General features: G+C 59.1%; 22 protein-coding genes and 3 pseudogenes. 23 read left to right on the forward strand and 2 right to left on the reverse strand.

Going from position 1 to position 22,894, the window contains the following annotated elements; genetic code table 11:
* Window positions 1–20 precede the first annotated feature (20 nt).
* The 10 genes from ACUN0E_RS02010 (at window position 21) to ACUN0E_RS02055 (ending at window position 8,509) form a co-directional block, all read left to right on the forward strand.
* Window positions 21–1,067 carry a DNA-binding protein gene (locus ACUN0E_RS02010; protein ID WP_445565457.1) on the forward strand — a complete coding sequence of 349 codons (1,047 nt, stop codon included), beginning with the start codon at window positions 21–23 and terminating at the stop codon, window positions 1,065–1,067.
* A gap of 35 nt (window positions 1,068–1,102) precedes the next feature.
* Complete coding sequence (locus tag ACUN0E_RS02015; protein WP_445565458.1) at window positions 1,103–1,456, forward strand: hypothetical protein; 354 nt, start codon at window positions 1,103–1,105, stop codon at window positions 1,454–1,456.
* A 72-nt stretch (window positions 1,457–1,528) separates the two neighbouring features.
* A complete protein-coding gene (locus tag ACUN0E_RS02020) occupies window positions 1,529–1,975 on the forward strand; it encodes an SET domain-containing protein (RefSeq protein ID WP_445565459.1) in 447 nt (148 codons plus the stop codon).
* Between the two features lie 229 nt (window positions 1,976–2,204).
* Complete coding sequence (locus ACUN0E_RS02025; RefSeq protein WP_445565460.1) at window positions 2,205–3,365, forward strand: PDDEXK nuclease domain-containing protein; 1,161 nt, start codon at window positions 2,205–2,207, stop codon at window positions 3,363–3,365.
* 284 nt (window positions 3,366–3,649) lie between these two features.
* Window positions 3,650–4,522: a hypothetical protein gene (locus tag ACUN0E_RS02030; protein WP_445565461.1), complete on the forward strand. Its 873-nt coding sequence runs from the start codon at window positions 3,650–3,652 to the stop codon at window positions 4,520–4,522.
* A 16-nt stretch (window positions 4,523–4,538) separates the two neighbouring features.
* Entirely contained in the window at window positions 4,539–5,756 is a 1,218-nt protein-coding gene (locus tag ACUN0E_RS02035) for a hypothetical protein (protein ID WP_445565462.1), read from the forward strand.
* A gap of 206 nt (window positions 5,757–5,962) precedes the next feature.
* Entirely contained in the window at window positions 5,963–6,346 is a 384-nt protein-coding gene (locus ACUN0E_RS02040; RefSeq protein ID WP_445565463.1) for a hypothetical protein, read from the forward strand.
* Window positions 6,347–7,123: 777 nt separating this feature from the next.
* On the forward strand, window positions 7,124–7,510 hold the full coding sequence (locus ACUN0E_RS02045) for an HU family DNA-binding protein (RefSeq protein WP_445570355.1): 387 nt from the start codon (window positions 7,124–7,126) through the stop codon (window positions 7,508–7,510).
* Between the two features lie 171 nt (window positions 7,511–7,681).
* On the forward strand, window positions 7,682–7,888 hold the full coding sequence (locus ACUN0E_RS02050) for a hypothetical protein (RefSeq protein WP_445565464.1): 207 nt from the start codon (window positions 7,682–7,684) through the stop codon (window positions 7,886–7,888).
* Between the two features lie 180 nt (window positions 7,889–8,068).
* The gene (locus ACUN0E_RS02055; RefSeq protein ID WP_445565465.1) at window positions 8,069–8,509 is read left to right on the forward strand and encodes an SET domain-containing protein; all 441 of its coding nucleotides are present in this window, start codon (window positions 8,069–8,071) and stop codon (window positions 8,507–8,509) included.
* A 147-nt stretch (window positions 8,510–8,656) separates the two neighbouring features.
* Here the strand turns inward: ACUN0E_RS02055 and ACUN0E_RS02060 are convergent.
* Window positions 8,657–9,509 (reverse strand): annotated as a pseudogene (locus ACUN0E_RS02060) (aldo/keto reductase).
* Between the two features lie 208 nt (window positions 9,510–9,717).
* Between ACUN0E_RS02060 and ACUN0E_RS02065 the strand changes: the two are divergent.
* Window positions 9,718–10,250: pseudogene (locus ACUN0E_RS02065) on the forward strand (LysR family transcriptional regulator); the annotation flags it as partial.
* A 56-nt stretch (window positions 10,251–10,306) separates the two neighbouring features.
* On the opposite strand, the gene ACUN0E_RS02070 reads toward ACUN0E_RS02065, so the two are convergent.
* Window positions 10,307–11,026, reverse strand: a complete 720-nt coding sequence (locus ACUN0E_RS02070; protein ID WP_445565466.1) for an IS6 family transposase — start codon at window positions 11,024–11,026, stop codon at window positions 10,307–10,309.
* A 91-nt stretch (window positions 11,027–11,117) separates the two neighbouring features.
* Between ACUN0E_RS02070 and ACUN0E_RS02075 the strand changes: the two genes are divergently transcribed.
* The 12 genes and pseudogenes from ACUN0E_RS02075 to ACUN0E_RS02130 all read left to right on the forward strand — a co-directional run bounded on the left by ACUN0E_RS02075 (window position 11,118) and on the right by ACUN0E_RS02130 (window position 22,844).
* The gene (locus ACUN0E_RS02075; RefSeq protein ID WP_445565467.1) at window positions 11,118–11,567 is read left to right on the forward strand and encodes an MFS transporter; all 450 of its coding nucleotides are present in this window, start codon (window positions 11,118–11,120) and stop codon (window positions 11,565–11,567) included.
* Between the two features lie 33 nt (window positions 11,568–11,600).
* On the forward strand, window positions 11,601–12,236 hold the full coding sequence (locus tag ACUN0E_RS02080; protein WP_445565468.1) for an MFS transporter: 636 nt from the start codon (window positions 11,601–11,603) through the stop codon (window positions 12,234–12,236).
* A gap of 2 nt (window positions 12,237–12,238) precedes the next feature.
* Complete coding sequence (locus ACUN0E_RS02085) at window positions 12,239–12,358, forward strand: alpha/beta fold hydrolase (RefSeq protein ID WP_445565469.1); 120 nt, start codon at window positions 12,239–12,241, stop codon at window positions 12,356–12,358.
* Window positions 12,334–13,113 carry an alpha/beta fold hydrolase gene (locus tag ACUN0E_RS02090; protein WP_445565470.1) on the forward strand — a complete coding sequence of 260 codons (780 nt, stop codon included), beginning with the start codon at window positions 12,334–12,336 and terminating at the stop codon, window positions 13,111–13,113. Before ACUN0E_RS02085 ends, ACUN0E_RS02090 begins: the two co-directional genes overlap by 25 nt.
* A 244-nt stretch (window positions 13,114–13,357) precedes the next feature.
* Window positions 13,358–13,927: a cysteine hydrolase family protein gene (locus tag ACUN0E_RS02095; RefSeq protein ID WP_445565471.1), complete on the forward strand. Its 570-nt coding sequence runs from the start codon at window positions 13,358–13,360 to the stop codon at window positions 13,925–13,927.
* Window positions 13,928–14,374: 447 nt separating this feature from the next.
* Entirely contained in the window at window positions 14,375–14,740 is a 366-nt protein-coding gene (locus ACUN0E_RS02100; RefSeq protein ID WP_445565472.1) for a YybH family protein, read from the forward strand.
* Window positions 14,741–15,019: 279 nt separating this feature from the next.
* A complete protein-coding gene (locus ACUN0E_RS02105; RefSeq protein ID WP_445565473.1) occupies window positions 15,020–15,751 on the forward strand; it encodes an IS6 family transposase in 732 nt (243 codons plus the stop codon).
* A 66-nt stretch (window positions 15,752–15,817) separates the two neighbouring features.
* Window positions 15,818–17,638 (forward strand): annotated as a pseudogene (locus tag ACUN0E_RS02110) (Tn3 family transposase); the annotation flags it as partial.
* An 826-nt stretch (window positions 17,639–18,464) separates the two neighbouring features.
* Window positions 18,465–19,271, forward strand: coding sequence for an enoyl-CoA hydratase/isomerase family protein (locus tag ACUN0E_RS02115; protein WP_445565474.1), 807 nt, complete (start codon window positions 18,465–18,467; stop codon window positions 19,269–19,271).
* Window positions 19,272–19,362: 91 nt separating this feature from the next.
* Complete coding sequence (locus tag ACUN0E_RS02120; protein ID WP_445565475.1) at window positions 19,363–20,571, forward strand: CaiB/BaiF CoA transferase family protein; 1,209 nt, start codon at window positions 19,363–19,365, stop codon at window positions 20,569–20,571.
* 227 nt (window positions 20,572–20,798) lie between these two features.
* Window positions 20,799–21,551, forward strand: coding sequence for a dienelactone hydrolase family protein (locus tag ACUN0E_RS02125; RefSeq protein ID WP_133748452.1), 753 nt, complete (start codon window positions 20,799–20,801; stop codon window positions 21,549–21,551).
* 177 nt (window positions 21,552–21,728) lie between these two features.
* Window positions 21,729–22,844 carry an MDR family NADP-dependent oxidoreductase gene (locus tag ACUN0E_RS02130; protein WP_445565476.1) on the forward strand — a complete coding sequence of 372 codons (1,116 nt, stop codon included), beginning with the start codon at window positions 21,729–21,731 and terminating at the stop codon, window positions 22,842–22,844.
* Window positions 22,845–22,894: the final 50 nt, after the last annotated feature.

Genomic DNA, 22,894 nt, shown 5'->3' on the forward strand with positions numbered 1-22,894 from the left:
CTTATTCAAATTCCCGATCCATGTCTGACGCTCAGCCTGCTATCCAACCTGACGAGGCCCGTCTCGCCGCCGAGATCGACCGGCTGAAGGGGGAATTCCCGCGGACGCGCGAGCTGTACCGCGAGGTCTGTGCGCTGCTGTTTTTCCGCTTCGGCCAGACGCCGACCGCCAACCGGCTGTACCAGCTGGTCCGGCGTGGCAGCATGGGCACGCCCGCTGCTGTGCTCGGCGAGTTCTGGACGGAGTTGCGCGAGAAAAGCCGGGTGCGCATCGAGCATCCCGACCTGCCCGCCGATCTTGGTGCTGCCGCGGGCGAGCTGGTGTCGACCCTCTGGGCCCGCGCCACCGCGTCAGCGGAGGCCGCGCTCGACGCGCTGCGCGACGAGGTCGAGGCGCAGCGCGTCGAGGCGCAGCAGGCGGTCGTCGCCGCGCGGGACGAGCTGGGACGCGTGGAGACCGCGCTCGAGCAGCGCACCGCGGCGCTGCTGGCCGCGCAGGTCGAGATACGGGATCTGGACCGGGCACAGGCCGAAGGCCACGCGCAGCGACAGGCGCTGGAGGCAGAACTCGCGCGGGTCCAGGCGGCGCTGGCCGCGCGCGAGCGCGAACTGGTGGCGGCAAGGGAAGGGTTTTCGCGCGATCTGGCGAAGCAGCGGGAAGCGGCCGAGCGCGCCGAGGAGCGGCTCAGGGCGTCCGAAAAGCGCGCCCTGCTGGAGATCGACCGCGAGCGCAATACCGCGACGAAACTGCAGAAGGAGCGGGACGAAGCTACGCATCGCGCGGACCGGAAGGACGCCGACCATCGCCGTGCATTGGAAACCATGCAGGCGCAGCTGGGCGACGCGCGTCATCAGGCTGGCGTACTTCAGGGGCGGCTGGATGCTGTTCAGGCGGAGAGCACACGGCTGCAGACAGAGATGATGACGCTGCGGGAAGCGGAAACGCATGCACGGGAAACCCGGGCGTCGTCCGAATCGGCTGGAGTCCGGAAGGCACCACGGCCGACCCGGTCGCCTCGTGCCGTGCCGACCGCCAAACCAGCAACGCGTCGCAAAAAAGCGGTATAACCGCAAAGGTACTTGCCACCAGGGAAATGGGCTGCATGGCTGATATCTACCGGCTCGCCGGACTGACGCTTCCACAGGGCGTCGCGCATGAGTCCCTGCCCGGACCCGTGACGCAGTTCATGGCGGATTGCTGGTACGGGATGAGCCGCACGCAGATGATTGCTCGCGCGAAACGGCGGGGGCTGCGCCTGTCGTTCCGCGCAACGGCGCCATGTCCGTCTGGCGAAACCGGCGTGTTCGAGTTGAGCTTCAACGATGGCGTAGTCGAATATCTGATGCTGGCGCGGCTACAGCGGGTCGGAGCCCGGAGCAGTAAACGGCGACAGGCCAGCCGGACTGACGTATCCCGACCCCCGCCACGCGATCCCCGGCAGACCCGGTTGTTCTGACGCGATCGTGCCGGTTGCCGCGCAGCGCGCGGCTCGCTATGCTCGCAGGCTTCAACGGATCAGGAGTCAGAAGTGCGGCGCGTGACGGTCAGGAAATCATCGGTGCATGGGCGAGGCGTGTTCGCGCTACGCGCGATTCCAGCCGGCCAGCGGATCTTCGAATATCGCGGTGAGGTGACCTCGTGGCGACGGGCCTCTGCCCGGCACCGGCGTTCCGGAATGCCCGGCCACACGTTCATTTTCGGACTGGCTGACGGTCGCGTGATCGACGGCAGCGTCGGGGGCAACAGCGCCCGCTGGCTAAACCACTCCTGCCAGCCGAACTGTGAGGCGATCGAGGATGAGCGGGGGCGGGTTTTCATCGAGACGCTCAGAGACGTGATGCCGGGCGACGAGCTTTCTATCGCGTATGGACTCACTATCGATGAAGCGATGACTCCCGAATTAGTCGCCGGCTATTCTTGCCGCGGTGGGACGAAGAGGTGTACCGGTTCGATGCTGGCTTCGGCGAACGGTTAACATGCGTCGACTCGTCGACCGCATCCGGGCGCCGGTCGCAATGCTGGTTCTACTACGTATGCAGCGGAAGGATTGGCAACGTGGCACTAAGGGCCCGCGTATGCGATTTCGGGCCGGTCGGCTGCCAACATGGATTTTCATCGACGGACCGGGTGCGGACAGCGCAAGACCATGGTAGCCATGTCCACCGTGAACTCATTAACGCTGAAACTACCTGCTGATAGTACCCATGACTGATATCGCATTAAGCGGCGCCGATTACAGTGGCATACACGGCGATATCGTTGCGCTTCTGGAACACGGTCGCCGTGCTGCGGCCCGAAGTGTCAACGCACTGATGACGGCGACCTACTGGGAGATTGGTCGTCGTATAGTCGAATTCAGTCAGGGCGGGGAGGGGCGTGCCGCCTACGGTCAGGCCCTTTTAGAGCGACTGTCGGTCGACCTGACAGCCCGCTTCGGGCGGGGGTTTGGCGTGGACAATCTGGAGCTGATGAGGATGTTCTACCAGACCTACCCGCCAGCCACGATTTCCGAATCACTGATTCGGAAATCTACGCCCACAGGCCATCCGGGAAATTCCGAACCGGCGATTCGGAATTTCGATCTCGACCAGCTCGCGACCACATTCCAGCTGTCCTGGACGCATTACATCCACCTCATGCGGCGAACCCGGTCAGTTGAAGAAAGAGCGTTTTACGAGGCTGAAGCGCTTCGTGGCGGCTGGAGCGTGCGACAACTGGATCGACAGATCAGCAGCCAGTTTCACACCCGTGCGATGCTGTCGAAGAACAGGCCGGCGATGCTACAGAAGGCGGGCAAGGCGCAACCGGGCGACCTTGTGACCGCAGAGGAGGCAATCAAGGATCCTTATGTCCTTGAGTTCCTGGATCTCAAGGACGAATATTCAGAAAGTCAACTGGAGGAGGCATTGGTCCATCGGCTCGAAGACTTTCTTCTTGAGCTGGGTGGCGATTTTACGTTCGTCGGCCGCCAGCGTCGCCTTCGGATTGGTGAAAGCTGGTTCCGGGTAGATCTTCTGTTCTTTCATCGGCGTCTGCGATGCCTCGTTATTGTCGATCTCAAGCTCACCGAGCTCAACCACGCCGATGTGGGTCAGATGCACATGTACTGTAATTACGCGCGCGAGCACTGGACGCTGCCAGGAGAGAACCCGCCCGTCGGGCTGATCCTGTGTGCGCGAACGAATGCCGCGGTGGCGCGTTATGCATTGGAAGGGTTGCCAAACAAGGTGCTGGCGGCTGAGTACCATATGGTCCTGCCGGATGAAAAACTTCTCGCCGACGAACTGGCCAGAACCCGACGTGCATGGGAGGCCCAACATCGGTCGGAAGAGGGCGCTGACGGTTCAGACGGCCAACTGTCGTGACAGGGCGCACCATCACGATTGCGTCACGCCCGGTTAATCATCAACAACCATTCAGAGACGGACTGCTTGTTACGATGGCAATCTGTGTGCGGAAATACATCTCCTTAGCGGTTCGGCGAACCGTACAGGATGAGAATCAGAGCATGACACGGAGCGTGTGGTCGCCGACGCGAGCGGTCGACGCGCAATCGTCGAGAGTCGATGAACACCGCAGAAAATTGAGAAGCACGGTCAAATGGATTAATCTCGTCAGCCTGACCAGCCAACTGTTCTGAATCCGACGGATGCAGCTCGACATTTTCAACGACAGCCGCGACGTGATGCTGCGCAATGACGTCCTGTCAGCGTTGCAGCAGTACGATGCCGCAGGCGCGCGGCGCGCGCTGCAGGCCCTTGCGAACGAGTATCCGGACGATGTCGCCCAGGTGTATTTCGGGTCAATCGTCAATGCTCTCGAGGGGCGATCGACGGTACCGTTTGCCCGTCACGAAGCCGCCCTGCAGGCTCGCCAGGCGCTATCTCAAGAAGTCCAGCCCGCAGTCGCGCATGTGTTCCCGAGGCAGAGCGGGGCGACCTGGCTCGCGCCGCTCTGGGCAGAACTGGCCGGGCGCGCTGCTGCGTTGCCTTTCCGTGCGGACCACGCGGATGCGCACGCGGCGCCGCTCTTCCTGCTTGCTGCGCGGTGGGCCGAGGCCTCTGATGCGATATTGCGCATCGCGTCCTGGCGACGAATTCCAGCGCCGCTTTGCTGGATGACGGAGGCACGTTACCGGCTCGATGGCCTGGAAGCGGCCTGGCCGTTGCTGGTGGAACTTGCGTGGCTTTCTCCATCCCGGTTTGACCAGCTTTTAAGCCGGCTTGGCGACGCGTGCGTCAATACGCTGCGGCGCACCTTCGATACGTCGTTCGACGGCGCCGGCGACATTGACGATCTGGCATGGTTTCCGGCATGGGTACTCACGGAAAAGGCCGGCCTCGCGCCGCTGTTCAAACAGGCAGAGCCTTCGCGACGGAATGCTTCCGAGCGGGCGGCGAAGGTGATGCTCGAGTTACTCAGTCTGGAGCGTCAGGGCCGGCATCACGAACTGCTGGAAACCCGGCGCGAACTGCAGGCGCTCAACACGGCGCTGTACGCCGCCTATATGAAGACGCGCTGAGCTGGCACCCCGGAGCATGACACGCACAACCTCTCACCAATGGGCTTTCGCCACGCGGTTCCGGCGTGGCGCCTTCGGCTGGAAATCCGCGTTGCCAATCCAGCGTCTGAAAGAAGCGCTGGCGGAGATCCGGCAGATCGCCCGTGCCGATCCTGTTCTCGCGGCGGACGGTGCGGTCGCTTTGCTCGAAAAGCTTTCGCCGGCGCTTGAACACGTAGACAGCTCTTCGGGGGCAATCGGTACCGCCGTGAATCGCACAATCGATGCCCTTGTGCCGGTCATCGCCGGGGTGGACGTGCCCGCTCCGGTCCGGATGCGCTGGCTGGAACGCCTGTTTGACGCGCTCCAGGATGACCCGATGCCGTATATCGAACAGCTGGGCGATCGCTGGGGTGACCTGTGTACGTCGCCCGACATCGCATCCTTATGGGCAGACAGGTTGTTGCCGATTACAGCGCGCGTGATGGGCGCTGAAGGACTGGGAGAGCATTTCGCGGGTACCACCGCCTGCCTGAGTGCGCTCAATGCCGCCGGGCGCCATGAGGAACTACTCGCTCTCGTGAATGGCGCGCGCCTGAATTGGTGGGGGTATCGCCAGTACGGGGTGGATGCGCTGATCGCATTAAATCGTTCGGCTGAAGCACTGTGTTACGCGGAAGCGTCGGGGGGGCTGAACGCGCCCACTGTCGCCATTGCCCGCAAATGCGAAGCGATCCTCCTGTCGTCGGGCATGATGGACGAGGCCTATCGGCGTTACGCGATCGAGGCCAATCAGGCCACCACGCATCTCGCAACATTCCGTGCCATCGCGAAAAAATATCCGGACAGGAGTTCCGACAGCATCCTCCACGATCTGGTCGCGAGCAGTCCGGGCGCCGAGGGGAAATGGTTCGCGGCCGCGAAGGACGCCGGCCTGCTCGATCTGGCGGCGTCGCTTGCGATGCGCGGCCCCACCGACCCGCGAACCCTGACGCGGGCCGCACGCGATTTCGCGCAGCGCAAGCCTGAATTCGCGGTGGCCTGTGGCACGGCAGCGCTGCACTGGATGGCCGCAGGCTTTGGGTACGAAATCACGGGGAGCGATGTGCTGGATGCCTACGGGGCGCTGGCGGATGCGGCCCTTGCTTCCGGCATGGAACGTGATCAGCTCAACAGGCGTCTGAGGGCGCAGTTTGCGGCTCTTCCGGGGCGCTCGTTCGTCGCCACGGTGCTGTCGCATCATCGGTCGACATGACGTTGCGATGCATCCAGGTCGCGGGACGGACGGTTCCCGAACGGCCCGCGGCCCGGCGTGTTGTCGTCAACGGGTCGCCCCGGGTCGTGTGGGACGGGTGCCCGTTATGCCGCCGATGACTGAACTGAAGCGCAACGCAGCGGTAGACGCCAGTTTTACGACAGGCAAGATTTACGACAGGCAAGAGCCAGTACAGGACTAGCATCATGAAAGAGTACAACCCCGAATGCGCACCCGAACCTGAATCGTGGCTCGAACTCGATGAGCAGGAGCGAATTGTTCTCGTCGAAACGTATCACCGCGTTGCCCGGAGCAAGCTTTCCAACGTCGCGGCACACGCCGCGCTACATGCGATCGTCGAAAACCAGATCGCCCTGAATCTTGAGCCAGTGGTCCGCGCGATGCATCGCCTCGGGAAAGAAGGGCTTACGCGACACGACGCAGTTCACGCGATCGGCTCAGTCGTCGCGGAGCATCTGTTTGATATTTTGAAGATGGATCAGAACGACGATGCTGCGACTTCGCAGGCGCGTTACTACGCGGCGGTGGAGCGGTCGACCGCCGCAAGCTGGCGCAGAGGTGAACACTGATGCCGATACATCGAAACTTCAGCCGTGGTTTGAAGCGAGGCAGCGTTTCAGATTGAGCCATGCTCATATCCAGATGGCGCGCGAACTGCGAGCGAATCCCCGAAAATTCAGGTCACTGGCTAACGGGCAGCAGGAACCGTGGAAGCGCCCCCTGTCGGAATTTATCGCGCATTGCTATCACAAGCGCTTTGGTCGTACTACGCCAGAACACGTGCAATCTCTTGAGGACCTCGTGAAGCGAGTGGAAGGGTAGCGCAGCGAGCGGCGGGCAAGAAAAATGAACAGAGCGGTTCCACCCACGGCGCCATAACGTAGCGATGACGGATCAAGCGAAAAGTTGCCGGAGCTCTGCGCACCCGGCGGTGAATTGGGTACCAATGGCACGGACGGACATGACGACCGTCCAGGTGGGCGACGTCACGATTTGCGCCAATGTTGCTTCTACTTTTACTTCCAAAACGCTGCTACTTTCGCTTCATCGCACGGAGCCGGCGTGCGCGCAACCGGATAGCCGCCATGCGGCCCGGACGCCGGACAGCACGCCGGGCGCCGACGCAGCAGGCGCGACCGGCAGCGGGCGGTTCCTCAGACGTACCCGACGGTGCGCGCGGGCGCGCCTGGAGCGACCGCATTGCGCAGCCGGTGCGTCGCCGGAGCGGCTACGCCCGCCTGGTCATCAAACTCATGCCGCTGACACGGGCGATCGGCAGCACCAGGATGCGACCGGTGCGCAGGCCCGGTTTAATGGCGGCGGCATGCACCGCGCACGGCTGGGATATGCGTACAGTGCCTGTGATCGCAGATCAGTCCGGCCGTCGGCCAATTGCGCAAAGGCGGCCGGATCGGGTAGGGTGGCAACATTCACAACGACAGAGAGGAAACGCAATGAACAAGCAGGAACTGGTGGATGCGGTCGCCGCAACGACGGGCGCGAGCAAGGCGGCAACCGGCGAGGCGATCGATGCACTCATTGGCGCAGTCACGGCCGCCGTCAAAAAAGGTGACGCCGTGCAGCTGATCGGCTTCGGGTCGTTTTCGACGGGCGCACGCGCCGCGCGGGCCGGCCGCAATCCGGCGACCGGCGCCGAGATCCAGATCCCAGCAGCGAAGACCGTCAAGTTCACGGCGGGCAAGGCGTTCAAGGATGCCGTGAACGGCGCCTGAGACCGGACGCAAGCCGTCGGCCGGCAGCCGCTGCAGGTACTGGCGGTAGCGGCGGCACAGAGTGATCGGGCAGGGCCTGGACCCCGGCCAGTCGGCCTGGTAGCATCAGTGCGAGATGCCGGAATGTCCTGCGGCCCCTGCGATTTGCTGCATGTCTATATAGATATCCGTATGGAAAAGAAACGACCGCGGACCCGGCGCGAAACCTCGTGCCCAACGATCGGTGCGTTACTGCGCTACCGGACGCGCACCGTGCGCGTCATTGCGGAAGCCCGCGGGCAACGCGCGATGATTGAATCGCTCGACACCACAGGCAGGACCTTCGTGAGTACGGTGAAGTGGGTCAGCCTGCGTGAGCTGGGTAGTCAGCTTTTCTGAAGCCGGATCTCTTCGCGGGCGATCGGTCATTCCGGGATACCTGCGGGTCAGATACCTCGACTCTCCAGCTTCGATATGCCCGCCGGTGCCCGAACGTGGCAAGCGCGTGCTCTTCCCATCACACTGGATGCGGAAATTTGCTGCTCGTATACTGGCGCTGACATCGACAAAGGAAAGAGTATGCGGCGCGTGATTGTCCGGCGGTCTGCAGTTCACGGCAAAGGCGTGTTCGCCATTCGTCCGCTCGCGGCGGGCGAGCGCGTGCTCCAGTACAAGGGTGAAATAACGTCGTGGCGCAAGGCGGTGCGGCGTCACCAGCGCGAAGGCATCGCAGGTCATACGTTTCTCTTCGGGCTGTCGGACGGGACCGTGATCGACGGGAGTCGCGGCGGCAATAGCGCGCGCTGGCTCAATCACGCCTGTGAGCCGAACTGCGAGACCATCGAGGATCAGGGACGGATTTTCATCCACACGCTGCGCCCGATCGGGTCGGGCGAAGAACTGTTCATTGAATATCTGCTCGCCACTGAGGATCCGCTGGATGAAGACGTCCGGGCGCAGTATGCGTGCCGGTGCGCTGCGGCGGACTGTCGTCACTCGATGCTGGCCGAGGCAGCGTGAACAGCGCGGCGGCCGAGCCAGTTGGCAGCATCACGATCCAGAAAATTGCCGGGAGTCCGAACCGGGAGAATGTTGGATTTGTCCGGCTCGGCGTGGATTTGGTTTGCCGGTTGCGCATTGAATTTTCCTGGTCAACCAGATTGCGCATCAGAGGCCAAGCTTTCGTTCGCTCATCCACTTCACGATCGCCGGATCGCGATGGGAGAAGAAGCTGCTCTTGCCTGTTTCCAGCGTTGCGACGTCCTGCATGTCTTCCCCGGACAACTCGAAGTCGAAGACGGCCAGGTTTTCCAGCATCCGTTCTTTCCGCACGGACTTCGCGAGGGCAACGACGCCGCGCTGAACCAGCCATCGCAACACGACTTGTCCCACGGTCTTGCCGTGGCGCTGCGCAATCGCCACCAGTTGCTCGTTCTCGAACAGATTGTTCCGTCCTTCGGCGAAAGGCGCCCAAGCCTCCGGCTGCACGCCAAGCTCGCGCATGAACTCCACGCTTTCGGTCTGCTGGTGAAAGGGATTGACCTCGATCTGATTGACGGCCGGTGCGATCTCGTTGAAAGCCGAGATATCCATGAGACGGTCCGGCTGGAAGTTGCTCAGTCCGATCGCACGCAGCTTGCCTGCGCGATGCGCCTCCTCCATGGCCCGCCACGCGCCGTGAACGTCGGAGAACGGCTGGTGGATCAGGAACAGGTCGAGGTAATCGAGGTCGAGTCGCTTCAGCGACTTGTCGATGGCCGCTCGAGCACGTTCATAGCCCGCGTCCTCAACCCACAACTTGCTGGTAACGGAAAGCTGGTTGCGGGGTACGCCGCAACGCTTGAGGCCACGCCCGGTCGCCTCCTCGTTCTTATAGGACGCGGCGGTGTCGATGAGGCGATAACCCGCCTGCACCGCGTCCACGACGCAGCGTTCGCATTCCGCCTCGTCGGCGATCTGGAAGACGCCGTAGCCGAGGATCGGCATCTTCATCCCGCTGTTAAGCGGTTACATGTTGCATGGCATGTCCTTGGTGTTGAACGTCGCTGGCAGTATCCAGGATGCGCTTCTTGCAGTAGATGACGAGGGCTATGGCCCGATGCCCGTTACTCTAGGCGTGGCGGTTTCAAGCGACTAGTGGATTGCACCTTGCACCAGTATCAAGCTCAGGTTGATACTGGATGGCGCCGTGCGGCGCTTCCATCCGCATTTCAGCAAAAGAATCGACCATGCCCATCAACGACTTCAAGGCCATCGCGACCTTCGCCAAGGCAGTGGAACTCGGCAGCATCCGACAGGCGCCCTGGCCCAGGGCGTCACGCCCCAGGCTGCCAGTCAGGCCATTGCACAGTTAGAACAGCATCTTGGTGTCCGCCTGTTGCATCGGACGACGCGCAGCCTCGCCCTGACCGAGGAAGGCCAACGGTTCCTGGAGAATACGCAACCCGCCCTGGCGGCGCTGGGCAGGGCTCTGGCCTTGGCGCGCGAGTCCAAGGATGAGATCGCGGGGCCGCTGCGCATCGTTGGGCCGAAATCGTCGTTCGCCGTCATCCTCATGCCGCTGCTCGATGAATTCTGCCGGGAGCACCCCGGTATCCAGCCGGACGTCCAGTTTGATGACGGTATCGGCAACTGGGTGCTGGACCGGGTCGATGTCGGCTTCCGGATCGGGGCGTCAGCCAGCGAGGGCGTGATCGGTCGGCAACTCTTCCCGATCCAGATGATTGCGTGCGCGGCGCCAAACTACCTGAAAGCGCACGGAACGGCTCTGGTGCAAATAGCGGAGCTTGTCGAGCAAGTTGGTTTTGATAGGATGCCTCACTGAGCCGAGAGGACCGCACTCCAAACCGCAGGCACAGTGATATCCTTGAGGCGCAGTTGGGTGAGGCTAAATTGTCCTTTTCGAATGCGATGCATCAATTCAACGCCCGCCAGCGTGATCGCGGCGTTCTTGAATTGCTTGAAACCAAGCATGACGTTCGTCCTTGACTTGATGTTGCGATGGTCTTGCTCGACCTGGTTGTTCAGGTACTTCGAGGACCGGACCTTGGTGTCTTCGGGAAGCACGCCGTCTTCCTTCATCTCACGAACCGCGCGATGCGAAGCCGCGGAGCCATCGAGCGTGATGGTTTTCGGCAGCTGGCCCTGATGCTTGATGGCCTTCTTGAAAAATGCTTTTGCTGCGGCCACGTCGCGTTTGGCGCGGAGCATGAAGTCTACTGTCTGGCCTGCCCGATCCACCGCTCGATAAAGGTAGACCCACTTGCCACGCAGTTTGATATACGTCTCATCGACACGCCAGGACTGGCCGGTGGGCGCGCCGAACCGGTTCCAGCGTTTGACGAATTCGGGCGAATAGCGCTTCACCCAACGCAAGATCGTGGTGTGCGCCAGCGACAGTCCTCGCTCGGCCATCATTTCCACCAGATCTCGCAGGCTGAGCTTGTAGCGCAGGTACCAGCGAACACACACGATGATCACCTCGCGATCAAAGTGGCGGCCCGCGAACAACTCCTCCAGACTCTTAAACTTACTCATCGTAGGCTCTCAAATTCGTTCAGCCCCAAACTGTAACCGTTTCGACCACGCTATTTGCACCAGAGCCCCTGGCACCGGGTTATTGCTTTCATTGGCGACATTTGCTGCGGGGTTCCTTGCTCGCCTGGTCGGCGCCGCCATCTTTGGGCATGTTGGGGATCGTCTGGGTCGCAAGATAACTTTACAGATCACCTTGACGTTGATGGGCATGGCTACGATCGGCATCGCGCTGTTACCAACCTATCGAGAAATCGGTGAGATGGCGCCGATCATTCTCGTCACATTCAGGGTAATCCAAGGTATTGCAGTCGGTGGTGAATGGGGCGGCGCTGTACTTCTGATCGGAGAGCACTCCACCCGCAATCGGCGGGGTTATTCATCGAGCTTTGCTCAGCTTGGTTCACCTGCGGGGACGCTACTCGCGAACGCAGTCGTCCTCGTCACAATCGCTTCGATGTCGACGGACGACTTTGTAGCGTGGGGCTGGCGGCTGCCATTCGCAGTCGGCGCGCTCCTGCTTGCGGTGGGGTGGTATATGTGAAGTGAAGTCGAGGAGACGCCCGTTTTCGAGGAGTTGAAACGTACGCACAAGGTTGCCAGATCCCCGGTCTATGAGGTCTTGAAGAATCACCGGACGCGCCTGCTCCTGTCGATCGGCACCACGTCAGTGATTTTCGGCGGCTACTACCTGTTTACGACTATTTGCCTGGCGTTCATTGCCGCGCAACGCCTCACGCCTTCTGCTGGTCTTTATGGGACGATCATCGGATCAGCCGTCGCGCTGCCGATCATATTGTGCGCGGGACGTCTTTCCGACAGGATTGGTCGCCGACCGCTGTACATGATCGCGTCCATCGGCATGGGGACATGGTCTATGATTGCTTTCGCGTTGATCAACACCGGTTCATTGTTTTGGACAATCGTTGCCATCAGTGTGGGGCTTGCACTTTGGGCAATTGCTTACGGGGTGCAGGGCGCTTTCCTTCCAGAACTTTTCCCGCCCGAAATACGATATACCGCTGCGTCGCTTGCGTACCAGGTGACGGGTGCTATTGGCGGACTGTTGCCGCTGGCAGCTGCTTATCTGATGAAATCGTCAGGCGGCCATTTGGCCGTCTCGTGCATGATTCTGGCGACGGCTTTGCTTACGCTTGTTTCAGCTTTCTTCTGTCCCGAAACATCGAGAATCGATGAGATTCAAGAGAGGTAAAAATGGAACAAATCGAACACCACACTGCGGACCTGTCATGCGCCCGATTGCATTACGTGACGGCGGGTGAAGGCGAGCCCCTGGTTCTGCTGCATGGATGGCCGCAGACATGGTACTGCTGACGACGGGTGATCCCTTTGCTTACGACGAGGTATCGTATGTCGCGCCCGACTTGACAGGGCTGGGTGACTCAGTCTCAAAGACAGATCGCTTCGACAAACGTTCTATCGCCGCTGACATTGTTGAACTGGCGCATGAGCACCTTGGACTCGGCAGATTCAACCTCGTCGGCCATGACTGGGGCGGTGGCGTTGCCTGGGCCGTTGCCGCGCACCATCCTGGGCATGCGAAAACGTTGATGCTGGTGGACATCGCGATTCCAGGAGATGGCAATCCGAACATCAGTCAGGGAGGTGCCAGGTGGCACCACGCCTTCCACAATACGATAGGCCTTCCCGAAGAGTTAATAACGGGTAGAGAAGAGATATATCTTGGCTGGTTCTACAAAAATTATTGCGCCATGGAAGACGCAATTAGCAGCGACGAAATTGAAAAATACATCTGTTCGTATCGCAGGCCCCCGGTTTTGCATGCCGGATTTGAGTACTATCGTGCAGTCGGGCAAGATGTTGAGGATAACTCGTCCCGCGCGTTGCAATATCGTCCAGACATTCCAGTTCTCGCGATTGGCGGCGGGAAGTCCTGGGGCCGGGGCTCGCAGGTCGGCGAGTCAGCCAGGAGGATGGCAGACAACGTGACAGAAGCAATCGTAGAAGACGCGGGACATTGGATACCCGAGGAGCAGCCGGAGGAACTTGCCAACCTGATTGACGGGTTCTACCGAACTACCTATGAAAAGAAGTCGCGAGCCCTGTGAGACTGACCCGTAGCCAGGCATTAGTTCAGGCGGACCCATGGGGTTAAATTTACAGGCTGGCCACTTGTCAATCCAGCGAGGTCAGTCGGAACGCTCCAGGCGCCTCCAATGTCGGCAGTCACCTGCAGCCTCGAAATTGCGGGCTCTGATGAGCGTTGATCTCGCGCCGGCCCGCTGAGTAAACGATCGGTTCCCGAGGCGGTGCCGAATTCCAGATCGATTCCTAATTCGTATATCTACACACATGCGCTCCTCATTTCCTTCCGTTGGTGCCGTACTCTTGCTGATTGACTTGCAACGAGCGATTGACCATCGGAGTTGGGGAGAACGAAACAATCCTCAAGCCGAGCGGCAAGTTGGCCGATTGCTTTTCCATTGGCGCAGCAGACGTTGGCCGGTGTGGCATATCAGGCACGACTCCGCAAACCCGGAGTCTCACTACCGGTCCGGCCAGCCAGGAAATGAATTCAAGCCGGAGGTCGCGCCCGTGGCCGACGAACTCGTTATCGCAAAGCAGACAAACAACGCGTTCATCGGAACCGACCTGGAAGATCGTCTTCGAACTGGCCGCCACGATACGTTGGTCGTAGCAGGCGTTATTACCAACAATTCAGTCGAGGCAACAGTTCGCATGGCGGGTAACCTCGGATTCCAGACCTATCTCGTGGCTGACGGCTGCTTCACTTTCGCTCGCACCGACTGCAACGGGATGCTTCGAAGCGCCGAAGACGTTCACGCGATGTCGTTGGCCAACCTCGACTCTGAATACTGCACCGTCATTACTGCGGATGTGTTGTTAGACACGTCCGGCTAAGGTGGACGTGCAATGACACTTCGACTTCCAGAAGGCGTCATTCGAAGATTGACCACTCTTAAGTGCGCTCCGGGTCGACATCAGCGATGTGTCAGGCAAAGATGGGCCAATTTCAACCGTTCGACATCAGTGCCCCTGATCGTTAACAATCGGCATGCCATCATGGTGAAGTTCATTTCAAGGAGAGCCGGCTCTGCGTTACTGAGGTATTGCTGCTTATACTATCAACGGTGGCAAAACAGGAATCTGTCGGTAAGCCCATGGTTGGAGTACCCGGAAATCATCCAGAAACTCTCGTACAAAAGATCGCGAATTGTAACCACAACGAATCCGTCGCCAGCGCGACCACATCTCGTGTTTCCGATGGGACGAGTGTCGGATCGTGGATCGCAAGAGCGGTGCCTGGAGCACGATATCCGCAGGAAGACCTTGCTGAGGAAAACGAAGATGACGTACGAAGATGCTGAAGTGCATGCGAAGGACTGGATCGAAGCATGGAACGCTCACGATCTGGAGCGGATTATGTCGCATTACTCACAGGATGTCGTGTTCGAGGCCGAAACAGTTAGAGCACGCTGGAAGCAACCGGACGGTAAGCTCCTCGGAATCGCGGAGCTGAGGAGGCACTTCGCCTTGGGTCTGACACTGGCGCCGCAGCTGAAATTTCAGCTTGAAAACGTGCTCCTCGCACCCTCAGGCTATGCAATCCTATACAGGAGGGAAAACGGGAATCGAGTGATCGACTGCGTCACCTTGAATGATGTCGGTCAGGCGGCGAAGGTGACTGCATACTACGGAGGCGCGCAGCGATAGGCGCGTACGCGATTTCACCGCAAGCGTGTCGGCCGACGGAAGCAGGATCGATTTCCGCATTGTCTTATGCGACTGGCTTCACGGACTGCGCAATTACACACGAGGCACTTGAAGTCCATTTCTAGCTGTCACCACGCGCCGATGCGAGTCGTTTTCTCAAAACATTCGACGACGGTCGAAATCGCATCGTTGCAGTCGTGGAGAGAAAAATGCGGGGCCGGCCGGGCCATCCGGTTCGGCTCTGTCAGCTTGACGGGGAGGCCGCGGTAGAATGAAGTGATGAAGAAAACGAAATCGCTTTATCATGGTCACCGCTTCCCTGCCGTCGTCATCAGCTGCGCGGTTCGCTGGTATTTCCGGTTCAGCCTGAGCCTTCGCGACATCGAGGAATTGTTGCTTGAGCGTGGTGTCGTGGTCACATACGAAACGATCCGTTGCTGGTGCGACAAGTTCGGCGCTCGATTCGCCCATTGTGCCAAAGCGGCGCAGCGCAAGCCGGGCAGCACATGGCATCTGGACGAAATGTTCGTGACGCTGCGCGGCGAGCCGTATCTGTTGTGGCGAGCGGTCGACGAGCATGGCGCCGAACTCGACGTGCTGCTGCAAAAGCGGCGCGACAAGGCCGCGGCAAAACGCTTCTTCCGGCGGGTGCTGCGTTCAAACCCGCTGCCGCGCAAGATCGTTACCGACCAGCTGCGCAGCTATCCCGCAGCAAAGGCTGACATTCCCGAGCTCGCTCATGTAAAGCACGTCTTCGTCAAAGCGGCTGCACGCGTGAACAACCGTGCCGAGAACAGCCACCAGCCGACCCGTAGGCGCGAACGCCAGATGTGCGGCTTTCGCGATGCGCGTCGCACGCAGGCATTCCTCTCATGCTTCGGCCAAATCCGGCAGCACTTCGCGTTGCCCAGACATCAAATGAACGCGGCATGTCATCGTGCCGTACTCAAAGAACGCTTCGCCACGTGGCATGGTTGGACTGTTACTGCCGCAGTCGATAAAGTTATATGATAAGGATACCTACGCTTTTGCTACGCAGGCAGTCTACGGCCGCCAAGTTGACAGAGCCTTGATTACTACACACAGCTGCGGCGGTATTCGCCGGTATTTCTGGACACCTTCGACTTTCGTGGCGCACCTGCCCGGCAGTCTCTCCTTGACGCAATTGCCGCGTTACGGGAAATGAATCGCACAGAGACTCGTAAAGTTCCGGCCGACGCGCCTACGGCTTTCATAACGCCAAGATGGAAGCGATTCGTCTTTAAGGACGACGGCGTCGATCGTAAGTTCTACGAGCTTGCCGTCATGAGCGATCCAAAAAATGCGCTGCGCTCGGGTGACATATCCGTTATCGGCAGCCGGCAGTTCAAAGACTTCGACGAATACTTGATTCCACGTGCCACGTTCGACAACCAACGCCGCGACGACCGGTTAGGCCTGGCGGTCGATAAGTCCGCCCGAGCATGGCTTGACGAGCGCCTCGCGCAGTTGCGTGACGCGCTCGACGAGACGGCCAGGCTTGCGAAAGCGGGCGAGCTTCCCGACGTCGAACTGGACGACAAGGGTCTCAAAGTCTCGCCGCTGGATGATGCAACGCCGACAGAAGCCAAGCGATTCACACAACGAATGTACGACCTGTTACCCCGGGTGAAAATCACTGACTTGCTGCTTGAGGTCGATCAGTGGACCGGTTTTACCCGACACTTTACGCATCTGAAAAGCGATTCGGAACCAGCCGACCGGACATTGCTACTGACGGCGATTCTCGCTGACGCATTCAACCTCGGGCTCGAGAAAATGGCCGATGCCTGTCCGGGCACGAGCGTGGCGAAGCTTTCGTGGTTGGTCGCCTGGCATATCCGTGATGAAAGTTATCAGAATGGGCTGGCGGAACTGATCAACTATCAACATCGGTTGCCGTTCGCCGCATACTGGGGCGCGCGCACGACGTCATCATCCGATGGTCAGCGCTTTCATGCTGGCAGCCATGGCAGCGCAGCTGGCTACAGGAACGCGAAGTACGGGAACGAACCGGGCGTGTTGTTCTATACGCATATCTCCGACCAGTACGCGCCGTTTTATACGAAAGTCATCAACTCGCCAGTGCGAGACGCCACGCATGTGCTCGACGGACTGCTTTACCATGAGTCGGACTTGTTGATCGAGGAGCACTACACCGACACGGCCGGTTTCACCGATCACATTTTCGGTCTATGCCCCTTCGTTGGATTCCAATTTGCACCGCGCGTCGCCGATCTCGCCGACAAGAATCTGTACGTGCCTGGAAAAGCGACGGACTGGCCGGCGCTTGCGGCGTTGATCGGCGGTTCGATCAACAGCAAGGTAGTCGAACGGGAGTTTGACGACGTGCTCCGTTTGGCCGCATCGATCCAACAGGGCACGGTGACTGCGTCGTTGATATTGCGCAAGCTCAGCGCGGATCCGCGACAGAATGGCCTCGCAGTTGGCTTGCGCGAGATTGGCCGTATTGAACGCACGCTCTTCACTCTGAAATGGCTCAGGGATCCTGTGCTGCGCCGCCGCGTTTCAGCAGGACTGAACAAGGGCGAAGCCAGAAACACACTGGCCCGAGCAGTCTTCTTTTACCGGCTTAGCGAGATTCGTGACCGTTCGTACGACAACCAGCGTTACAGGGCCAGCGGCCTGAATTTGGTGGTGGCAGCAATTACGCTGTGGAACACGGTCTATTTGGAACGGGCAATCGCTGCGTTACGACAGCGTGAAGATATCGACGAGAGTCTGCTTCCACATGTGGCTCCGCTCGGGTGGAACCACATCGACCTCACCGGCGACTACATTTGGCACGCGAATAAGCGGGTTGCCAAAGGACGCTTTCGGCCACTGCGGGCGGTCAAATCGAAATTGCCGCCGCCTTAGCGTACGTAAAAATCCGTTTCTTGAGGGCACCCCGTATACGCCAGCCGGTACTCGCGGCCGCCTCTGTAAGTCCAGACTTCTTCTGGTCCTTCGACGAGAAACCTCCTCATGCCGTGTGGGCGTTTTCACAGGATTTTCCCTGGCAGAATCGAGTTTGACATGCGCTCATAATGGTTCTACCATTGGTTCATTGGACGAAGGGATGTAAGTGTTGGAGCGGCGGTTCGCGATCGCCCCGACCAATGAATATGCGGAACTCGCTTTCGGGCGCAAAGGTAGAAACCCACTGTCGCTGCGTGATGCCTCGATAACCATTCCATGGACTTGGGAACGCATGGCGGAAGTGGGAACTCATTGCGACGGGGCGGAGATGTAGGAGAAGGATATGGAAGCGCCAAAGAGGTCCCTGCGCGTGTTGGTTGATAAATGGCTGGCAGCGCCAACGATAAGGCCCGTCGGGGTTACACGGTTCCAATGGCACTACTCTGAGCGCCTTCGTTGTGTGCGCGTCGAAGGCGTTAGCGCACACGGGGCTGTTGCGTTCTTTTTCTTTCGGCATGACAACGGTGATTGGAGCATTTTGCCCCCAGGCCAACGATTCCCGTCCTTGAGCATCCTCGATGTTCAGTAACAGGTTGTCACGCATCCGGAGTAGAGGGTCTCTCCCACAAGCTACGGGGATCGAGGTGCATGGGGTCCGCACGACGCCACTTCAATGTCCGCGTGAGTGGCATAGCCCGGCATACGTTTTGACCACCACGAACCTTACGTCAGGCTGGGTTCTCGACTAAACACAGAAATCGTAAGAATTAATTTGGAGACGACGATGCACCGTTACGACCATTATCAGCACCTCAAAATCGAAGTTGAAGGCAAGTTGGCGACGGTCACCTTGAATCGGCCGGAAGCGCGCAATGCGATCAACCAACGGTTTATTCACGAACTTCGATCGATCTGGATCGACCTCGCCGACGACCAAGACGTGAATGCCGTGTTGTTGACTGGTGCCGGGGACTACTTCAGCGTCGGCGGCGACGTAAAGGCGATGTCCGAGCGTCCCGGCGGCGATGTGCTCGAGGAGGGCGAAGTGCATGATCCGATGGTCATGCGTCGGATCGTAAATCGCATTCTGGAGCTGGATAAGCCGATTGTCTGCGCGATCAACGGCGACGCGGCGGGTCTGGCTTGCACCATCGCGCTTCTGTGCGATATCACCGTGGTATCGGAGATGGCCAGGATCGGTGATCCGCATGTCCGTGTGGGCCTTGTGGCCGGAGACGGCGGCGCGGCAATCTGGCCGCTTTTGGTCGGTGTGAACCGGGCCAAAGAATGTCTCATGCGCGGGACCATGATCCGCGGAGCAGAAGCCGAGCGCATTGGTCTCGTGAATTATTCCGTACCAAAGGCCGAAGTACTTGAAAAGGCACGTGCGATTGCGGTTGAACTAGCAACGGGTGCGACTTGGGCGATACGGTGGACCAAACTGTCGGTGAACAAGCTTCTCAAGGAGCGTGTCAATCTCATACTTGAGACGTCCATGGCCCTCGAGCAGGTGACATTCGAGACGGCAGACCATCGAGAGGCCACCGCGGCGTTTGCAGAGAAGCGAAAGCCGGTATTCATCGGGTCTTGAGGACATGGTGACGGCCCGGGGTCATTGAAATCCATGAAATTGGGTACTTCCCCGTTGTGGGGGCACGCGTCATAACCAGAACTTCCGAACCATGTCTGAAACCACGGGTGTGCATTCATCGTCATCGATTCACGGGCCGTTGGAAGGGCTGCGAATCATTGACTTTAGTATCGTAATGTCTGGGCCAATGTGCGCTCGAATGCTGGCTGACGCCGGCGCGGACGTTGTCAAAGTGGAGGCGCCGGGCGGCGACGTGATTCGCGAACGCCCGCCGTATCGGTCGGGGTATAGCACATACTTTGCCGCCCTCAATTGTGGCAAGCGCAGTATTGTGCTTGACCTTCAGACTGAAGATGGGAAACGAGTGGCCCGTGACCTGATCGAGCAGGCGGATGTAGTGATAGAGAATTTCCGGCCGGGCGTGATGCGTCGCTTTGGGTTGAATTTCGACTCGGTGGCAGCGTCGAATCCTAGATTGATCTATTGCTCCCTGTCCGGATTCGGCCAGACTGGCCCTCTTGCCGATGCGCCTGCCTATGCTCCGGTAATCCACGCCGCCTCAGGGCTTGAACGTGCGCAGATGTTGTATCAACAGAACGGCGATCGTCCCGCAAATAGCGGAATTTTTGTGGCTGACGTTCTCGGCGCAATTCATGCTGCGTACGCAATTCAACTCGCGCTTTATGACAGGGAGCGCACGGGGAATGGGCAGTATATCGACGTGGCAATGATGGATGCGATTCTGGGCGCGCTGGTGTACGAGACACAGGCGGCACAATTTCCTCCGGTCCGAGCACGCCAGGTCTACCAGCCTGTGAAGGCCAGTGACGGATACGTAATGATCGCGGCCGTCACGCTGAAAAATGTGCACACGCTGTTCGACATCATCGGGTTTCAGGAGGGAAAGGGCGATCCGAGATTCGCTACTGTACAGGCGAGAGAAGAGAACTGGTTGGAATTGCTCGCACTCACCGAGCGATGGACTGCGAAGCGGACGGCGGCGGAGTGCGAACGAATATTGATGACTGGCGGCGTGCCATGCTCACGCTACAAATCTGTCGAAGAGGCAATGAACGAAGAACAAACGCGCACACGTGGTCTGCTATCGCGGATCGGATCCGAGTCAGAGCCATTTATGGTGGCAAACGGCCCGTTCAAGTTCTCTCGGAGCAGGAACGAAGCAAGGCACTTGCTGCCTGAACTCGGCGAGCACACGGATCAGGTACTGAAGGAAATTCTTGGCTACCAATCATCCGACCTCGTAGCGTTGCGGAAGAGAGGCGTGTTTGGTGGTGGATGAAACTTATGGAGCGGCTAGTTGCGCCGGCGTGAGACGGAAAAGTTCACGCATGACTGGGCGGACCGAGCTTTTACTCCACTTCTGTACGATGGAATAGGAAATCCGGACGGTCATTTATGGACTGTCCAGCGACGACAGGCAAGAATGTAAGGGATTCGATAAGAGCTTGATCGGTGCATTTTGAGCCGATGAGAACAAGCCTAGCTTGAATACAACAGGAGCGTGCAATGATCGAGAGACAGATCTATATAAAGACGGCGGCAGGTCAAATGAGGACGTTCGTGTGTCATCCGGAGCGTAACGGACCACACCGCGTCGTGATCTTCTTCATGGATGCGCCAGGCATTCGGGAAGAATTGCGTGATATGGCTCGCCGGCTGGCCACGTCTGGTTATTACGTCTTACTGCCGAATCTATATTACCGGTCAAACGTAGAGGAGCTTGAGCCGTTTATTGGCAAGACAGGTCCTGCGGCCGACGCATCGCGCGCAAAGATGGCCGAGTACATGAACAGCCTGACCATTCCGATGGTCATGGAGGATACCGCGACTCTGATCGACTTCGTGAACGCGGACCACGCTGCGTCTCCGGGACCAATCGGCTGTGTTGGCTACTGCATGAGTGGCCAGTTCTCGATCAACGCTGCAGTGCGATATCGGGACCGCGTGCGCGTGGCGGCATCTTTCTACGGCGTGAAGCTCGTCACTGACAGTGACGATAGCCCTCATCTAGCCATGCAAAGCACGAGATCCAGACTTTATTTTGGCTGTGCGGAGACCGATGATTGGGTGCCCCCAGAAATGCTGAACCGCTTAAAGTCCGATGCCGCAGTTGCAGGCACGAACACCGAGGTCGAAGTTTACTACGGCGTCGAGCACGGGTTCGCGTTCCCCCAGCGATCGGCCTACGACAAGCCTGCGGCCGAGCGACATTGGGAACGACTATTGGGACTGTTCGCCCAAGAGCTTAAGCCAGACTGATACCGCAGTTCAAATCCTTTCCCGCACACCGGAAGGGAAGCAGGCGTCGCTCGCGTCGTGGACATTGGCGGCACGGCGTTTGGGGGCGATGCCTTGCCGGACATACGTTGCGCATTGTCGAGTCAATACCAATCTATAGGGCCGGCTGATTTCCTTGGTAAATGGTTTGGAGTGTTGATGACATATAGAAAATGGATCATTACAAAACCGATGCTTGGCTCGGAGCTCAGCGTGGATTTGTTTGAGCAACGCGAGTTACCGATTCCTGAGTTAAAACCGGGTGAAGCCTTGGTTCGGGTAAAACTCCTGAATATTCATTCTGGAACTCGAATGCGCATCGCCCGTGGGATGACCACGATGGGCGAGACTGACTCCACCAACTATGCCTGCGCAGAGGTCGTTCAGTCACGCGACTCCGCTTTCCGTGAAGGCGACGTGATCGCCTGTCAGGCGGGCTGGCAGGACTACCAGATTATTCGCAGTAGCGATGGACCGGTGGGTGGGTACGCCGAAGCAAGTGAACTGGTCAAAGCATTGAACGGCACGAACTCGCCTTGGAACTATGTATTTCGGCCGGCTCTCGTGAAGATGTGGGCTCCTGAGGTTCTCATGGAGATGTTTGGTACCTCGGGCATGACTGCGTACTTCGGAATGCGAGAAGTCGGGCCGCTCATGCCTAAGGATGCGGTAGCAGTCGCAGGCACGAGCGGCTCCGTGGGGTCGATCGCCGCGCAGCTTGCGAAGATTGCCGGATGTTATGTCGTCGGGTTTGGCGGCGGTTCTGACAGATGTAGTTGGGTCTTGAATACCTTAGGTATCCACAGATGTCTCGACTACACGGTGAGTGACTTTGCGGCTGAGCTCAGGGCGGCGTTTCCGGGCGGCATCGATGTGTATTCGGACGGGGTAGGCGGATCTCTCACAGAAGTGGTGACCGGTCTGATGAATCCCAATGCACGGCTGTTTTCGTTTGGGACAGCTGCGGCATTTTATGCTGGAAAGCTAGCTTCCGTGACTGCGCAACGTCCTCCCATGCGCCAGGCATTTGGAATTTCCGAAAGCATCGAACGCCTATTGAAAACCCGAAACATCAAGTCTGTTGCGTGGATTGTCGATGCGTTTTATCACGAACGACTAAAGGCAGAGGACGACCTGTCCCGGCTACTGCGAAGCGGTGCGCTCAAGCCAACAACTAACGTTGTGGTCGGTTTCGACAATCTTCCCAAGGCGATCGTCGACCTGTATGCGACGGCTCGCGCCGGGAAGTTGCAAGTGCGATTCGATCATTCCTGATACGTAAAGCCGGTTCGATCGTGAGATTGAATCGCGATCAGGATTTTTTT

This window comes from Paraburkholderia sp. D1E, assembly GCF_052682275.1.

Excerpts from the sequence above, each read along its gene's own strand:
- ACUN0E_RS02010 (WP_445565457.1), top strand. The coding sequence starts at position 21 with ATGTCTGACGCTCAGCCTGCTATCCAACCTGACGAGGCCCGTCTCGCC.
- ACUN0E_RS02015 (WP_445565458.1), top strand. The coding sequence starts at position 1,103 with ATGGCTGATATCTACCGGCTCGCCGGACTGACGCTTCCACAGGGCGTC.
- ACUN0E_RS02025 (WP_445565460.1), top strand. The coding sequence starts at position 2,205 with ATGACTGATATCGCATTAAGCGGCGCCGATTACAGTGGCATACACGGC.
- ACUN0E_RS02030 (WP_445565461.1), top strand. The coding sequence starts at position 3,650 with ATGCAGCTCGACATTTTCAACGACAGCCGCGACGTGATGCTGCGCAAT.
- ACUN0E_RS02035 (WP_445565462.1), top strand. The coding sequence starts at position 4,539 with ATGACACGCACAACCTCTCACCAATGGGCTTTCGCCACGCGGTTCCGG.
- ACUN0E_RS02040 (WP_445565463.1), top strand. The coding sequence starts at position 5,963 with ATGAAAGAGTACAACCCCGAATGCGCACCCGAACCTGAATCGTGGCTC.
- ACUN0E_RS02045 (WP_445570355.1), top strand. The coding sequence starts at position 7,124 with ATGCGTACAGTGCCTGTGATCGCAGATCAGTCCGGCCGTCGGCCAATT.
- ACUN0E_RS02050 (WP_445565464.1), top strand. The coding sequence starts at position 7,682 with ATGGAAAAGAAACGACCGCGGACCCGGCGCGAAACCTCGTGCCCAACG.
- ACUN0E_RS02055 (WP_445565465.1), top strand. The coding sequence starts at position 8,069 with ATGCGGCGCGTGATTGTCCGGCGGTCTGCAGTTCACGGCAAAGGCGTG.
- ACUN0E_RS02070 (WP_445565466.1), bottom strand. The coding sequence starts at position 11,026 with ATGAGTAAGTTTAAGAGTCTGGAGGAGTTGTTCGCGGGCCGCCACTTT.
- ACUN0E_RS02085 (WP_445565469.1), top strand. The coding sequence starts at position 12,239 with ATGGAACAAATCGAACACCACACTGCGGACCTGTCATGCGCCCGATTG.
- ACUN0E_RS02090 (WP_445565470.1), top strand. The coding sequence starts at position 12,334 with ATGGCCGCAGACATGGTACTGCTGACGACGGGTGATCCCTTTGCTTAC.
- ACUN0E_RS02095 (WP_445565471.1), top strand. The coding sequence starts at position 13,358 with ATGCGCTCCTCATTTCCTTCCGTTGGTGCCGTACTCTTGCTGATTGAC.
- ACUN0E_RS02100 (WP_445565472.1), top strand. The coding sequence starts at position 14,375 with ATGACGTACGAAGATGCTGAAGTGCATGCGAAGGACTGGATCGAAGCA.
- ACUN0E_RS02105 (WP_445565473.1), top strand. The coding sequence starts at position 15,020 with ATGAAGAAAACGAAATCGCTTTATCATGGTCACCGCTTCCCTGCCGTC.
- ACUN0E_RS02115 (WP_445565474.1), top strand. The coding sequence starts at position 18,465 with ATGCACCGTTACGACCATTATCAGCACCTCAAAATCGAAGTTGAAGGC.
- ACUN0E_RS02120 (WP_445565475.1), top strand. The coding sequence starts at position 19,363 with ATGTCTGAAACCACGGGTGTGCATTCATCGTCATCGATTCACGGGCCG.
- ACUN0E_RS02125 (WP_133748452.1), top strand. The coding sequence starts at position 20,799 with ATGATCGAGAGACAGATCTATATAAAGACGGCGGCAGGTCAAATGAGG.
- ACUN0E_RS02130 (WP_445565476.1), top strand. The coding sequence starts at position 21,729 with ATGACATATAGAAAATGGATCATTACAAAACCGATGCTTGGCTCGGAG.